Annotated in this window: 13 protein-coding genes, 2 tRNA genes and 1 pseudogene; 8 read left to right on the forward strand and 8 right to left on the reverse strand. The window is 39.8% G+C overall.

Features of this window, described 5'->3' with window-relative positions; all coding sequences use genetic code 11:
• Nucleotides 1–56 precede the first annotated feature (56 nt).
• Nucleotides 57–392: pseudogene (locus tag CYQ88_RS10885) on the forward strand (transposase); the annotation flags it as partial.
• Between the two features lie 82 nt (nt 393–474).
• On the opposite strand, the gene CYQ88_RS10890 reads toward CYQ88_RS10885, so the two are convergent.
• From CYQ88_RS10890 to CYQ88_RS10925, 8 genes are all read right to left on the reverse strand, one after another.
• Nucleotides 475–2,205, reverse strand: coding sequence for a LeoA/HP0731 family dynamin-like GTPase (locus CYQ88_RS10890; RefSeq protein ID WP_101841372.1), 1,731 nt, complete (start codon nt 2,203–2,205; stop codon nt 475–477).
• An 18-nt stretch (nt 2,206–2,223) separates the two neighbouring features.
• Nucleotides 2,224–3,753: a hypothetical protein gene (locus tag CYQ88_RS10895; protein ID WP_143483792.1), complete on the reverse strand. Its 1,530-nt coding sequence runs from the start codon at nt 3,751–3,753 to the stop codon at nt 2,224–2,226.
• A 148-nt stretch (nt 3,754–3,901) separates the two neighbouring features.
• Nucleotides 3,902–4,468, reverse strand: coding sequence for a hypothetical protein (locus tag CYQ88_RS10900; protein ID WP_143483793.1), 567 nt, complete (start codon nt 4,466–4,468; stop codon nt 3,902–3,904).
• Between the two features lie 146 nt (nt 4,469–4,614).
• Entirely contained in the window at nt 4,615–5,238 is a 624-nt protein-coding gene (locus tag CYQ88_RS10905; protein WP_101841375.1) for a PilZ domain-containing protein, read from the reverse strand.
• A 230-nt stretch (nt 5,239–5,468) separates the two neighbouring features.
• Nucleotides 5,469–6,515 carry a TraI domain-containing protein gene (locus tag CYQ88_RS10910; RefSeq protein ID WP_101841376.1) on the reverse strand — a complete coding sequence of 349 codons (1,047 nt, stop codon included), beginning with the start codon at nt 6,513–6,515 and terminating at the stop codon, nt 5,469–5,471.
• Complete coding sequence (locus tag CYQ88_RS10915) at nt 6,512–6,850, reverse strand: hypothetical protein (protein ID WP_101841377.1); 339 nt, start codon at nt 6,848–6,850, stop codon at nt 6,512–6,514. The genes CYQ88_RS10910 and CYQ88_RS10915 overlap by 4 nt, the downstream gene beginning before the upstream one ends.
• Nucleotides 6,847–8,181 (reverse strand): tyrosine-type recombinase/integrase, encoded by a 1,335-nt coding sequence (locus CYQ88_RS10920; RefSeq protein ID WP_101841378.1) that lies wholly within the window; start codon nt 8,179–8,181, stop codon nt 6,847–6,849. Before CYQ88_RS10920 ends, CYQ88_RS10915 begins: the two co-directional genes overlap by 4 nt.
• A gap of 18 nt (nt 8,182–8,199) precedes the next feature.
• Nucleotides 8,200–8,460, reverse strand: coding sequence for a hypothetical protein (locus CYQ88_RS10925; protein ID WP_101841379.1), 261 nt, complete (start codon nt 8,458–8,460; stop codon nt 8,200–8,202).
• A 163-nt stretch (nt 8,461–8,623) separates the two neighbouring features.
• Between CYQ88_RS10925 and CYQ88_RS10930 the strand changes: the two genes are divergently transcribed.
• The 7 genes from CYQ88_RS10930 to CYQ88_RS10960 form a co-directional block, all read left to right on the forward strand.
• Nucleotides 8,624–8,833 carry a helix-turn-helix transcriptional regulator gene (locus CYQ88_RS10930; protein WP_101841380.1) on the forward strand — a complete coding sequence of 70 codons (210 nt, stop codon included), beginning with the start codon at nt 8,624–8,626 and terminating at the stop codon, nt 8,831–8,833.
• A gap of 152 nt (nt 8,834–8,985) precedes the next feature.
• Nucleotides 8,986–9,061: transfer RNA gene (locus tag CYQ88_RS10935), tRNA-Phe, on the forward strand.
• A gap of 33 nt (nt 9,062–9,094) precedes the next feature.
• A tRNA-Leu gene (locus CYQ88_RS10940) sits at nt 9,095–9,178 on the forward strand.
• 280 nt (nt 9,179–9,458) lie between these two features.
• Nucleotides 9,459–9,995, forward strand: a complete 537-nt coding sequence (locus CYQ88_RS10945) for a hypothetical protein (RefSeq protein ID WP_101841381.1) — start codon at nt 9,459–9,461, stop codon at nt 9,993–9,995.
• Between the two features lie 244 nt (nt 9,996–10,239).
• Nucleotides 10,240–13,566: an ABC transporter substrate-binding protein gene (locus CYQ88_RS10950; protein WP_101841382.1), complete on the forward strand. Its 3,327-nt coding sequence runs from the start codon at nt 10,240–10,242 to the stop codon at nt 13,564–13,566.
• Nucleotides 13,567–13,687: 121 nt separating this feature from the next.
• Entirely contained in the window at nt 13,688–14,452 is a 765-nt protein-coding gene (locus tag CYQ88_RS10955; RefSeq protein ID WP_101841383.1) for a hypothetical protein, read from the forward strand.
• Nucleotides 14,453–14,455: 3 nt separating this feature from the next.
• On the forward strand, nt 14,456–15,675 hold a 1,220-nt coding region (locus tag CYQ88_RS10960), incomplete at its 3' end, for an HAD-IC family P-type ATPase (RefSeq protein ID WP_143483794.1).

The raw sequence follows: 15,675 nt of genomic DNA on the forward strand, positions 1-15,675 counted from the left end.
CTGCCTAATTGTAAAAATTAAAAAAAAGAACCGGACAACTATCCTGACACAGCGGGGATGCGTTAGAAGACAAATGGGGAAAACAATATCCATTAGTCCTGAACTCTTGGCGACGCAAATGGGAGAATCTGAGCGTTTACTTTAAATATCCTGATTACATCCGAAAGGTCATCTACACCACCAATGCGATTGAAGCGGTGCACCGCCAGTTCCGCAAATTGACCAAGACCAAAGGTGGTTTTCCAAATGAAAACAGCTTGATGAAGCTGTTGTATGCTGGCATACTTAATGCCTCTAAGAAATGGACGATGCCCGTCCAGAACTGGAATCTCGCCTTATCACAATTGGCGATTCACTTTGAAGGCCGACTCGACAAGGTGTTGGATATTTAGCAACCTTGGCTGACACAGAATTCTGAACGCCCTCATATTACCCAACACATATCGCCTTCATTTTGCCAGTCAATTACAGGCACTAGTGACTATCGCTATCCCTATCAAACAATGCAATAGATTCTAATTTTTGATTCAACTCTACCAAACGCACTTGAGTACTTCTTATATTTTCAATATCATTTTCTAGAGCTTCGAGAATAATTTGGTATTCATGTATTTGAGGTGCAAAAAATTCAAACATTTTTTCATCATCAATAAGCAGATCATATACATCCTTAAATACCTCCTTAATCATCTCCGTTAAATCACTTTTAAGATTTTTAAGTTTTTCCTCTTGTTCATTCACTTGGTACGCACTAAAAAGATCCGAAGCTATTGTAACAGCGGCACCTGCAGGACCCGCCCACTTACTAATCGAGCCAGCTAATTTACTCGCTTCCCAAGGCTTAAACTTATAAACAACACCAGCGACCTTACCAAGTGCATCACGAGCGGCAAAAATACCCGTTTTGATTGTATCCACTGGCATTTTTGATAAAGTGCTAGCAACGCCACTTACAGCTTTACTTGCGTTCTGTGAGATGGAAGAAACTAAGCTTTCACGCGCATCAAGCTGTATCTCAATATCCTTCCCTATGCGACTACTTACAACCTTGGCATCATCAAAAAAACGCTCAATACTAGACTTGATTTGAAACTGCAATTTAAAACCAAAATCCTTGTTGGAGTACCCAATCTCATCTTCTAAAAATGGCATAATGTCTTCAATTGAAGCAGAACGCAGTTGAACTAATAAACGCCGTTCCACTTCGTTCAACTCATTGTAAAGCTGATCTCTCATCTGACGAATCTGCTTTTTCCCACTACGAATATCTTCATCAATACGATTGATTTCTTGTATGGTTTGCGACTCATTTTTTTGTAATGCATCAACTTGTACCTGTGCTAGAGTTACCTTCTCTGTCACTATTTGTTTCACCACATCCAATCCTGTTTTGGCAACAAGAACAGACGGAACAGTATTGTCTAAAACCGCATTGGTAACAGTACGCAAATCATTAATCCTTGAACGGTCTTCATAAATTTCAGGTTTTTTAAACCAAAAATCCAAACCTCGACCATTTGGGTTTGATGCCATACAAACTACTTTTAACTCAGACAACTCAGCTTCTGACAAGCTAGCCACTCGCTTTAGCTTGCCAACCAAGTTTTCTTTTTTAATATGTGCTTGCTCCGCATAACTGACTTCATCCGTTAAGTCAGCAACCTCATCCATCTTATTAATAATAAAAATGGTTGAAGACAGTTTATTTAAATCACGTAAAATCCAACGAACAATATCACCATGACTTTCCTTAAGCGGGTTCGTCGCATCGACAACATAGAAAATCAAATGTGCTTCAGAAATATAACGCTTAGTAATGTCTTCATACATAACCTCTTTCCCGCTATCATTTTTCTCCTTGTCACCAAAAAGGCCTGGGGTATCGACTATTTCGCACTGACCATTTAACCCTTCAGGTTTATAGATAGATAACTGATCTGAAGATTCATCACTATCAATCTTCATATCATCCATGATTTTTCCCAGCCATGAGGCAATGACACTGGTCTTACCATCTGAAAAGGCACCCAGAAGTGCGACTCTTAAGACCTCATCTTCCACAGAAGTCACGGCACGCTTCAGTTTTTCGAGATCATTGGTAGCATCAATGCCAACTTCAGCCATCTGCTCTATTACATCTTCCATCTGCTTGAGAGAATTCAGAACACTCTCTTTATCAACATTAAATTTTTTAAATTGATTCACCCAATAACCCCTCTGCAATCAAACTTTTTGTATTTCACCATAAGGCATTTTCTCAATCTTAGAAGCAAGTTCACTCATCAAATCAAGCTGTCCCTGCATCAGGGCTTCAGCTTCCTTAAAAGCATTTTCTAGCTTATCGATTTCACCAATCACCTGCTTGTTCACGCCCTCCCGAAGAGGGGAAACAATATCTTGTACTTGCTGTTCATGGTTCTTAAATACTTTTTTTCGTAACTTATTGATTTTATCCCCAAACCGCTTCTGAACTTTTCTGATTTTTTTATCTTCACTTACAAACAAATCAAGAACACTTATCAACACCCCTATGGCTGCACCAATAGCACCCCCAATAGCCGCACCGACAGGGCCACCAAAAGGAAACCCTATAACAGCGCCGCTGGCAGCGTAAGAAGCAATATTAAATCCAATTTTCCCCCAGTCTTTAATATCCAACCCAGTCGAAAGTCCTTTGCCATCAAATTCTAGATCTAAGTCAAGATTGGCTTGATATTCCACCCGTTTCATATTTTCAAACAAACGAATTATAGCGCGGCTAATTTCTTCCTGGAGTTGACCTAATAAGGTTTCGATATCCGAATGAAGCTGACCATCAAGCTCTTCATTTAGTTTTTCAGACGCATTGTTTACTTCAGATTCGATTCGATCATTATCACCAAAGTTGTTTTTAACCACCTCATCAGATTTCTCAATCAAAGTAGTAAAAAAGTTATGGTAGTGACTTTTAAGCGCTGAACCCACTGATGTTTCGAAATTATCAAGAGCACGTGTAATTGCTTTTTTGCATATTTCAAATTCTGCTTTTAAATTATTTACAAAAACCTGATATTCACGCAATGCCTTTGTCAATTCCGCTTCATTTTGACGAAGGAGCTCCTTTACCTTATCTTTATTCGCCTCAACAATGTCTTCTTGATAAGTATCCTGCTTATCCTTAATAACCTGCGCTAGACCCGAAACATTACTGAAATCGACCATTTTTTCAGCGTTTTCAAACCATCTCAAATAGTTTTTCTGAGTTCGGACCAGGTCATTGTCTCGACTGGCATGAATTGTTGTTTGATCTTTAGCAAAAGCCAAACCGCAGAAAGCCAGCAGACCTTGAGCACATTGTCCTCCAATAAGGGAATCCTCCCCAATTTCCGACGACAACACGTCAAGAGTTTGTTGAAAAGCCGCTTCGGATCCACCATGAGATTCCATTATGGAAAGGCGATCCTCTTCAAACTCATACGCATCCGGCATACCTCGGACATTACAAATGGCATAAACCTTACTGCCACGCCCTAAATACGACTTTATTTTTGCTGCTGTCTTTTTTTCCGGTTTCTTATTAGTACCATTTACATAAAAGATCAAATGGGCCTGAGCTACAGCTTCTTTAACCATGTTTTCAAACTGGCTTTCATCTCCCTCAATCCCAGGGACATCAACCATATAAAAACGCTTTCCTTCTTCTACCGACAACGTGTAGCAAGCGTTACCCTGCGTAAAATCAGCCTTTCCGGTGCCAATAATCTTGCCATCCACTCTCCGCCTAGAGAGCTTAAGCTGAACCAAGTCCTTAAGCGTTGATGAAATATTATTCAGCGTTTCATCTATTGAATTGAAACTGACACCTGTCATGTTTGCTTGGCTCACTTCATCATTCGTTTTCTGAATACCTACTGGACTCACCTTAACTCACCATAAACAGTTGAATAACACTCATCACGCCAACACCAGCAACTATGCCGCCGATTCCCGCCATTAACACATGCCTTCTCAAACGTAGACTGGCTTCATGCTCACTCCGCTCTTTTATTTCAGCAACCAACCCTGTGATTTTTTCAACTTCAGAAGCGTGGTGACTCACCATTTCTGCAATGTGTTGACGTAACGTTTCCACCTGGTCTGTCAATGATTCCTCGATAACCTTTACATCTTGTGCATTAGCATCGATCAGCTTTTGCCGCTCATTTTCATTAAAAAGAATACGCAAACTTTCTATAAGCGTACTTTTTCCTGCATTGGTTTCACCAAAAAATGCCACCGAAAAAACATCCCATTCAGAATTTTCTTCAAGAAAGACTAACTCTTCGTTAAAACGCTTCTGCATACTATTAAGTAAATTTTGCATCTCAATCAACTGCTGATTCCCCTCCTGATGTTCTAATTTAATCTCTGAAAGATCATGAACAGCAGAAGAAATATTGGCTGAAATATCCCTATATAGGTGAGTAAATTGTTGTTGCTTGTTATTCAATCCCATTGTCTCCGGTAGATATTAAGTTTTATCGTTATTATTTTTCTTCACCAACCTCACTTTGCCGGTGTGGTAAGGCCTGATTTTTCTAGACACTTTTTGATGACACTTTTATCACATTAGGTCTCACGCACAATTACTCTCGATTACCTATTTATCACTCTAACACGTCTATTTTTAAGGCGCGAAGACATATGAGTCAAATCAGGCTTACTCATTTCGAATTCTTTTCTTTGGATAAAGAACTGGATTTGTCTTCGTTTTTCTTCTGATAGGCTTTGATACTTCAAGCCAACAATTCTTTCGTCTTGAGAGTCTTCACACTGGTAAATATTGACAACATCACATCTAACTAGGATTGGACTATCTTCAGGGTCTAATTGAAACATTAGATCAACTTTGTCATTTTGATGAACTTTATCTTTATGAATGCTAATGGCGATGCCTGACACACTAATATTCACTAAATTGCGTGGCATAGAATTAGATAATTGTTTTTTGTCTATCGATTGGAAAAGAAAGTCTATTTTTGAATTTAGCGCTGAAAATGCATCTGCAAGAATTGTACTTTTAGAGCCAATTGCGTATATGTAGTCATCAATCTTTGAATTGACTTGATTCAAACTTCGAAGAAAAAACTCTTCAATATATTTATCGTTTAACTCTGATGGCAAATAGCTATTGTCAATCTCTTTCTCAGGGATAATGTGGTAACTACATGGTATGACGGTATCGATTCGGTAAGCACCGCGTTTATTTTCATGTTTCATACTATTGAACAGCCCCACGTTCTTTATAAGACCTAGAATTATATTCTATTTGTCATTTTTTCAAATGAAGATTATTGGCCAAGCTGACGCCAATCTTAGGTTACTATCAATATTGATGGCCTGATGATTAGGAAACAAACCACCAATTTGACTTGTCTGGTTCATTGGGCTAAATTAAAAAAGGATTTCCTACCACTTGAACATTCCCCTACTTTGCTCAGGTAGTTTTTTTACAACCGATTCAAATACCACTCCTTCCCTGGCGTTGATACTTTACTAAATTGATAATAATCCGGCTTGTCTGCAAATGCCATTCTTCTGAGGGATAGTTTGGTGCTGATTTGATCGGCATTCTTGATCATTTCACCACCAATAAATTTACAAAAGCCATCACTGGATTTCCAACCCAATAAATATTGCAAAGTATGAGACCCTTTTGGCCAGGTTTTGCTTAATTGACTTAGGGGTTCAGCTAGAACAAGCAGTGTTAGTTGTTCGTGATCAACTAGACGACCCAGTTGAGTATGATGGTTTTGATCTAGGGTTTGGGTTTTGCCTATGTCATGTAATAAGGCTGCTAGTATTGTTATCTCTCGTTCTGGGGCACTGACTTCTGATTCAATAAATTGTAAATGTTGTTGTACCAGTTGTGCGACCTCAATTGAATGCACCATTAACCCACCAGGAAAAGAGTGATGATGGTGTTTACTGGCCGGTAAAGACAACCATTTTTTCATCAACTGTTGGTTATACAATAGACTCATTGCAAAATCTTTCACTGCCTTAACTTTAAAGCTTTCAATCAAGTTCAATAGGTTTAATAAACTCTCAAAGTGTTGTGATGATTGATATAGACTCATTATCACTGGTTGAGATAATGAGGATTTAAACAACCGCCAGTCTTCAATCTGATGAGCAGCATCAACACTGACCCATAACCATATAAAATCACCTTGGTTCAGTGATAGTTGGTTTTGTCGTTGGATCATTTTGTCCAGTAAATATTCCGATACTTCAAAATCAATCATTTGCGGTTTTTGGATTTGACCAGATGATTCCCCTCCTAGTAATGTCAGACTAACATAGTGATTGGGTTCAAGCGGATAACCCACACTGGCACTCATAATGCCTGCTAATCCAAGATACTGTTTATTGACCGTTCGGAGTGGGATTTCCGCATCATGATAAACCACTTGTGAGTCATTAAAACCTTCGGCCAGTAAATTGTTAGCGGTGATCGTTGCTTCAATATTTTGGTTATGATTAAAATCCATCATGAATACACCTCCAAATTGAGTTGTGTTTTGAGCTTTTCAACAAGATATGGCAATAGCTCTTTAGATTTGAGTTGATGATCTTCTAATTGTTCTAAAACCCAAGATTGCAATGCTTGTTCATTTGATCGACAGTGACCATACCCCAATACAAAAGTGATGTAATCACCAGCTTGAATATTGAACAGGTACATCAGATTATTGACGATTCGTTTCACCACTCTAGGATCTTCAATTTGAATTGAGTTGCTTTGCCAAGGGTTTTTAAGATTACTCAGATGTTGTGGCATGAGTATTGGGTTTTGGCTTTTAATGTTTTGTTCGATTTGACAATTCATTGCACACCTCCTGCTTGGCTTTCTGTCAGTTGAATAAACTGATCCCAAAAAGCGACTTCTTGGGCTTCTTCAATTTCTTCAGTTTGTTGTGCTTGATTGGCGTCTTCGGGTTTATCATCTCTTGATTTGAGTTTGATGGGTTGATGATAAGACTGTACTTGTTGCGCTAATAATCTTTCCATGGCTGAACCATCTTTTCGGGTGAGGTTCGGTACATATCTGGCATAGACAGAAAACAACATATTGGTATTGGCATGCCCCATCTGTTTTGCAATCCAACTTGGATTTTCGCCAGCGGCTAACCAGAGTGTTGCAGCAGTATGTCTTGTCTGATAGGGTTTTCGGTATTTAATGCCTAAGTAATTTAGAAGCGGTGTCCAAACACGACGCAGAAAGTTACTGGCGTGCACTGGTTGACCAACATTGTTGTGAAAAACCAAATCTGTCTTGTACTCTTGCTGAGTATTTTGTCCATTTTTGTGTTTTTCATATCGTGTTTTTAAGCAATTAAATACCAGCGTGGACATTTCAACTTCACGTTGAGAGCCATCGTTTTTGGTGTATTCCCATTTATTACCAGAGAATGTTTCTCTGACTAATATTTCACGTCTTTCAAAATCAACGTTTTCCCATTTAAGACCATCAATTTCTCCGGTGCGCATGCCAGTAAAGAATCGAATCAAATAATAGTCACGCCAGTCTTCTCTGACATTAGCCAGTAGCTGATTCACTTCATCGATGGAAAAGGGTTGAATATGTACCTTTTCTTCTTTAAGTGGTTTTATATTTAAATGAGGTGGCGTAAAATCATATCGGTCAGCGGCTTCATTCATAATCATCCCTAGGCATTTAATAAATTTATTAATTGTCTTGGCTTTTAATTTACCGTCCGACTGTTTGGCGACGCTGGAGCGGTATTTTAAAATTTCAGCTTTGGTGATGCGGCTGACTTCCATTTCTCCAAAATGGGGAACTAGGCGTTTATCGAGATAACGCCGATACCCTTCTGCTGTTGCCCTTCTCCAGGTTGGGAGCATTTCTGAAAACCACTCTTCTGCAAAATCTTTGAATAGAGGCGTTTCTCGATAGTCGGGTTTCATCTTATCTTCTAACTTTTTAATTTTTTGCAGTCGGCTACTATTTGGAAAGTATTTCTCATATTGAAAACTCCCCATAGCGATTTCACCTTCAATGACTTTTAGAACTTGCCCTAGCTTTTTCCGGTTAGCCTTATTGTCTGAAAGTTTTGTATATTCTTTGCAACGTGTTTTAAGGTAGTAAAAATCTAGATACAAATGCCCTGTTTCTTTTTTCACACTTACAACGCCCATATCAAATCCCTCCTCTGATTAATTAAATAAACCTTGAATTGAACTTGTCGTTGCCGCCCATTCACTACAAATACTGCTCCCAAAGGGACTTGACTCAGAGAACTTATGCATATCTTCTTCAATATTTTCCCAAATAAATAGGATCTTGCGCTGGCCAAATGGGCGAATATAATGACGTCCTTCGAGTAATACACTGTCTTTTAGGTCATTACGGATGGTTCTTGCGTTATATTTAATACGCTCTGAAAGTTCTTCTGTGGTCAAATAAGTCATACTCATGGTAGAATCCTCTTTTTAAAACAATTTGCTAAGAAAGATAACTTAATGTCTGTACTTGTCAGCCCAATGTCATCTTAAGTGACATTAAAACAGATAAAAAGACGACTGTCAACAGCATAATGCATTTTTATATGACATTTAGTCAAAAATGGAGGCATAAAGAATGATTAGGTCTAATTTATCCCTATACATGGGACGAGATAAATTAAAAATGGTTGATGTAGCTGAAAAAATTGGTGTTCATAGAAACACCATATCTCTATTATATAAAGAGGAAGCAAAACGAATTGACTTAGAAACACTTGAAAAACTTTGTGAGCTATTTAATTGCGAAGTTGGCGATATGTTATATATCCAAAAGGAGCAAGATTAGACTTTATAAGTCCTTTGCTCATTTTTGTATAAAATCATATATTACAGTCCCTGCTTAGTCCCTATTTAGTCCCCGACAACTTTTTTGCTTTATTTCCAAATAGGATTTGACAGCCTACAAGCCCCTCTATATAATACGCCAAATCAAAATACGGCCACATAGCTCAGTCGGTAGAGCAAAGGATTGAAAATCCTTGTGTCCCTGGTTCGATTCCAGGTGTGGCCACCACATTTTTTAACCTGTTTACAACGGGTTATCTTCGCGGGAGTGGTGGAATTGGTAGACACGCCAGATTTAGGTTCTGGTGCCTTTGGTGTGAGAGTTCGAGTCTCTCCTTCCGCACCATATTTAATCAACAAGTTAATTAACAGCCTAAGTTAACTTGTTGTTTTTCATTGTTTTATCTTACTTTTCATAAATACTAAAACAACCTACTCTAGAATCATACAATCGACATTCTCTCACGTTTTTCCATAAAACCTCACCAAAAACATAGACTTAATCTTATCACTTGACTATAATACCCCAGCTTTAAATAGGGGTAATTTTGCACCCTCTTTAATAATTTAAATAGCGTAATGAATGATTATGCAAAACTTTTTCTTAAAAAATATAAGAGGATACTATGACACTTAGAAAAAGCTTATTAGCAACCATGGGTATAACTGCACTAATGGCGACTGGTGTGGCAAACGCAAGCGGTAACGGTAGTGTAACCGTAGGCGTGGTTCAGACCACGATTGACTCTGCTCACCTTCATGATCCTGCCGCTTCTGCCACAAGCAATGGTGTCGCAGTAGAATGGGTTCCTGGTCATTTTCTACACAATTACGGCTATGGTGTTTCTGCCAATATGGGAACAGATGAAGGAAGTGTTTTCACTGCTTTCTTAGAAGGTAACGTCCATTTCGGTCACACAATGAAATTTTTTGCTAAAGCAGGCGTTGGCTACGCGACTGGCGCAGGTACCGGCGGAGCTACAGGTGCTCATGGAACGACAACCACCACAACCACCACTCATGAAGCAACTGACTCAAAATTTAGTCTTATGGGTGCAGGGCTTTCATTTAATTTAACCCATGACACTGCTTTAACCATCTCTGGTGAATATACCTCTACTAAAGCAACGACAGCACTTGTTGGATTTACATTTAACTACTAACCAACAGCTGAGCAACTAAAAAGCCGGGAGTCTATTCTCGGCTTTTTAATTTTAACTTATGCCCCCCTTTACTCTAGCCTCTCTGTAACACTCCATTGACTTCAGATTCATTTTTCTTTTACTGACAAAAAGCCCTCCTTGCAATAATTTTTTGTTGAAGGGACCACAAAATGGCAATTTCAACCGCTATCAAGGTTGCTATAATAAATTCGATGCCCCCTCAAAATAGACTATTGGACAACAAATGCCTAGTAAATCGATAAAACTCGGTCTTATGCCTCCGCTTACCGGAATAGTTGAGCTATACGGACCTGAAGTATCTTGGGCGGGTAAAATAGCCTGCGAGGAAATCAACAATAATGGCGGTGTGCTAGGTCAAAAACTGGAGCTGATAATTCTCGATGATGGTAGTTTTCCTGAACCATCGGTCAATGCCGCCAATAGACTAATTGATGAGTTTGATTGTAGCGCCATCATCGGTAACTTGCTTTCAAACTCACGTATTGCAGTTTCTAGCCTGGTCTCTGAACCGAGAAAAATCCCTTATCTGAATTTCTCATTTTATGAAGGCAGCATTCAAGGTCGATACTTCTTCAACTTTGCGGCACTTCCCAATCAGCAGATAAACAGAATGATTCCCTATATGGCAAGGCATTTTGGCGAAAAAATGTACTTCGCTGGGAATAACTATGAATGGCCAAGAGGATCAATTGATGCGGCTAAAAAAGCCTTACAGGTCTATGGTGGTGAAATACTCGGTGAAGAGTATTTACCCATAGGCGCTAGCATTGAAGAAATTCAAAGACTTTTGGAATCCGTAGCCAATTCTGGTGCAGATGTCTTTGTTCCTTATTTTGCCGGAGCAGATCAGATCAACCTGCTCAATATGTTTGCGGAAATGGGGCTAAAAAAGCGTATGGCAGTGGTTATGGGACACTACGATGAAGCCATGGTCAGTCAGCTATCCCCTGATGTACGTGAAGGTCTATACTCCAGCAACACTTACTTTATGTCACTGAATACCCCGCAAAACAAAAACTATCTTGAACTTTTAGAAAAGCAACCCAATATCACAGGCATCCATCCACACGGCAATGGCGTGCTGACTAACTTTGGCGAAGGAACCTATATCTGCGTACACGCTTATGCAAAAGCGGTCAATATGGCAGGGACAACCGATGTAGAAGCCGTTGTTGAAGCATTGGAAAACGTCACTATTGAAGCCCCACAGGGTATAGTGTCAATGGACAAAGGAACGCACCATGCCAAGGTCAACACCTATCTTTCAAGATGTGAAAGCGATGGGGAATTTACAATCATTGAAAGTTTTGGCCAGATATCTCCAATTATTCCCGATCGATATCGGAGCGTGGAAACTCTCTCGCCTCCAACTACGCCAAAAACACCATCTAAGTCACTCCAAAAAGAACTAGGATTTGTCTCAAAAAGCATATTAGAAGCCGCCGACATCGCGGTAATTGCAACAGATGAAACCGGCATGATTCTGCAAGTCAACAAAGGGGCATATCAACTTTTTGGCTACTTAAAAGATGAATTACATGGCCTTTCCGTCAATTCCCTTGTGCCGCCACACTTTAGGCCTTTCCATGACCAAGCCATCAAAAGTTTCGTTCTGAGTGACCAAAAAGAAATTCGAATGGGGAAAAGAGGCGAAATCACTGGCTACAAAAAAGATGGCTCATTTTTCCCGGCAGAGGCCAGTATCTCGAAATTCAAAAGTGATGATAATGAATGGGTATTGGTCGTCACCTTGATGGATATCAGCGCTAGAAAACAAGCAGAAGATGAGCTGATCTGGAGAGCCACACACGATCCGCTGACAAGCCTACCGAATAGAGCGCTTATCAAGGAACGTTTAACAAATGCTCTAGTACGAACTCGAAGAAGCGAACAAAACCTCGGACTTTTATTTGTAGATTTAGACAAGTTCAAACTAGTCAATGACACCTATGGTCATGAAGCAGGAGACCAGCTGTTAATAAAGGTGGCAAAGACATTAAGTGAACATGTTCGCCCTGGTGATACGGTAGCGAGATTGGGTGGCGATGAGTTTGTGATACTTTGTGAAAATATTGCTTCGGAGGATGCTCTTACCCAACTAGCAGATAGAATCAATAATGCGCTAAGAACGCCTCTTGTCTTTGAAGACAAAGAAATCGTAAGTACAGCGAGCATAGGCCTGGCAAGAGGACATGGCGCCACTCACTCTGCCGATGACTTACTAAGAGAGTCTGATACCGCCATGTATGCGTCTAAGCAACATGGTCGGGATCGATGGCAAATTTTTTCAAGTGACCTGCAAGTTCACTCAAAGCAAAAACTAGAAATTGAAACGGGCTTACGAAGCGCATTAGACAAAAATGAGATGGTGCTTTTTTATCAACCCATTGTTTCCAGTGCCAACGGACATATCAAAGGAATGGAGGCTCTCCTTAGATGGAATCCGCCGAGCGGCAGTGTGAGTCCGGGAATCTTCATCCCTATTGCCGAAGAAATCGGCATGATTGTTTCTATTGGCAGATGGGTGTTTGAGCAAGCATGCCAACTGCAGGCTAAATTGACAAAATTATATGGAGACAAAGCCCCTTACATATCAGTCAATGTTTCCGCAAAACAGCTTGATAATGAAAAGGTCGTAGATGATTTTCAAGATATCCTAACAACGACCGGTGCCGATCCTCATAAAATTCTCATAGAGGTCACAGAAACCTCTATTATGACAGATGCGGATGAAAATATCAGAGTACTCAATGCACTCAATAAGATCGGAATGAATGTCGCGGTCGATGATTTTGGTACAGGCTATTCTTCTTTACTTCAACTGCTTCGTATGCCCATTACCCACATCAAAATCGATCAAGAATTTGTCAATGGACTTGATAAGCGAGAAGATAGCAAACTGATTACTTCCGCTGTAATCAATATGGCAAAAGCACTGGGTAAAAGAACCATCGCAGAGGGCGTGGAGAATCAAACGCAACTTTTTGAATTAAAGACGCTAGGAGTAAATGGAATCCAAGGGTATTTCTTTTATCGACCAATGGATGAAGCCACATTATTAGAAGTACTTAAAAACGATGACACCATCGATGAAGATTTGAAAAAGCCCGAGATTTACATCACGATCTATATCAGCAAAGCCGTTGAGGGTTTAAAGAAGGCCGATATTGATAGATTGATCAGCAAGGCTAGAGAATTTAACTTAGCTAATGCTATTTCAGGGTGCTTAATTTATGAAAAGGGCTATTTTTTACAACTGCTTGAAGGTGAAAAAAAGAGTATCGATCTTTTGATGCAGAAACTTCACGAGGATAAAAATCATACTGATGTAACAACCATCATGAAAGGCTATTTTGACCATAGACTTTTTTCAGAGTGGAATATGGGATACTGGGATATTGATAGTGCGATCCAAAATCCCAATATCGAAGTGCTCATGAAAAAAGAGATTTCTCTAAAAGAGCTCTCTCAAGATCCAAGATTCTGTTATGGCATATTTGAAGGGCTAGCAAATAAAGCAACCTTCTCCAAAAAATTAAGGTCGTTTTAAACAGTGGGCCATTGTCAAATGACTTAACCATCATTACATGCCATTCAAGTCTTTTTCTCTTAGCCACTATGGTAAAGTGTTTTCAATACTTTTTTGACAGTTAAATTTTAGAGAGGTTTCTATGCGAGTGGTATCACTAGTAAATGGTTCATTACTCTCTGAGGCAGCAAGCTTTTATGCCATTGCATATGCGAAAGCGACCCAACTACCTCTAACATTTTTATTTGTTGATAATGGCGCTGAATCTATTGAAAAGTTTCAATCTTCTTTAGCGACATTAGAAGAAGTTTCTGAAGCCAGCCAAGTACCTTTTGAAACGGTGATTTTAAAAGGCGGCGTTATTGACCAATTAAAGTACTTTGCACAACTTTATTCCATTGATACCGTTTTTTGTGCAACCCGAAAAAACTCTAACGCACATTCCTTTAGTGAAAAAATTATCCGCTCCAGGATTGAAACAGACATAGCGGTCGTAAAGGTCAAAAATGTATCTCAAGTAAGCTCTTTTCATCGTGTTTTATTGGCGGCTGGAGAAAAGATTAACCCTCATTGCTATGTATTATGGCTTGGACTCATCGCTTCCAATCAAGCAATGGGTAAATTGTATTTGCAGAACAATCGAACCCTTAAAAAAGCATCCAGTAAATCAGGGCTGAAATACGCTGCCGCACCATTTGTCCAATTGGCGGGCATGCTTAATCAGCATGTAGAAGTTGTTCAGGTTTTACAACCGATTACCCCCACATCCATGAATAACTATTTGATTGAAAATGATTTGGATTTGGTTATTTTCAACACCTCATCCCACTCTCAAAAAATTATCAATCAAGTGACCGATTTATCTGGCATTAATAGTATTTTGTTCTACCCTTGGAAGGAAGACTGAATAGTGCTTTTTCAACAACCGATCAAACAGGTTTTAAAATCCCTACAAAGCTCCGATAAAGGTTTATCTCAAGTAGAAGTGGATCGCCGTTTACAATCTTTTGGCTTGAATCAAATTGCTCAAAAGCAGCAGAAAGATTATCGGATTGAATACCTCAAAGAATACATTTCCTTTTTTCCAATTCTGCTCGAAGTTGCAGCCATCTTAGCCTTAATTGCCGACTATTATCAACCAGGCCAGGGCAATGATATTTTGGCTTATGCCGTATTTGGTGCCGTTTTCTTAAATGCGACCTTTACATTTTGGCAAAAATTTAAAGCCGATAAAGCAATGGAAGCGCTCCTCAAGCTGATGAAGTCTGAAGCGACCGTTTTACGGGATGGCAACTGGCAAACAATTGATGCTATCAACGTAGTTCCAGGCGATATTTTGCAATTAGATGAAGGTGCGAAAGTCGCTGCAGATGCCATCTTATTAACGGCCAATGACCTGTATTTAAATTTATCGGCCTTGAATGGAGAATCAACCCCTTCCGCTAGAAACTTAAATCCAGGAGAAGCGCAACGCGAATTAGATGCTAAGAATATGGTATTTGCCGGTTCAGCGATAACAAATGGCATTGGGATTGCGGTCGTTGTTGCGACCGGAAGCGCAACTGAATTCGGCAAAATTGCTCAAATGACCTCAGAAGTCGCCGTAACGGTGACGCCAATTGAAAAAGAAATTCGGCATATGACGTCAGTTCTGACGTTACTCGCTCTGGCTGCTGGGGTTGTGTTCTTTTTGCTGGGTTGGTTCTCAGAAAGAGGCGTGTTGATTTCAGCGATCTTTGCCTTATCCTTAATCGTTGCAAATGTTCCTGAGGGGTTATTGCCAACTATTACCCTATCGCTCTCTCTGGCTTCACAACGAATGGCAAAGCGGCAAGCATTAATCAAAAATTTGAACTCTGTTGAAACGCTAGGATCGGCTACGGTTATTTGTACCGATAAAACCGGTACTTTAACTAAAAACGAAATGACTGCCAAAATGATTTATCTAGCCGACGGCAGCACAGTTTCGATTACTGGTGGCGGCTACCTGGAATCTGGCGAGCTTAATTTTGAAGAAAAAACCTCAGAAAACAGCGATGCACACCTACAACAACTCCTGACCGTTACTGCCAATAATACCCATGCAACGGTCAACCTTGAACAAGGAACGGTGACAGGCGACCCAACCGA

Source organism: Hydrogenovibrio sp. SC-1 (genome assembly GCF_002848135.1).
GTDB lineage: Bacteria > Pseudomonadota > Gammaproteobacteria > Thiomicrospirales > Thiomicrospiraceae > Hydrogenovibrio.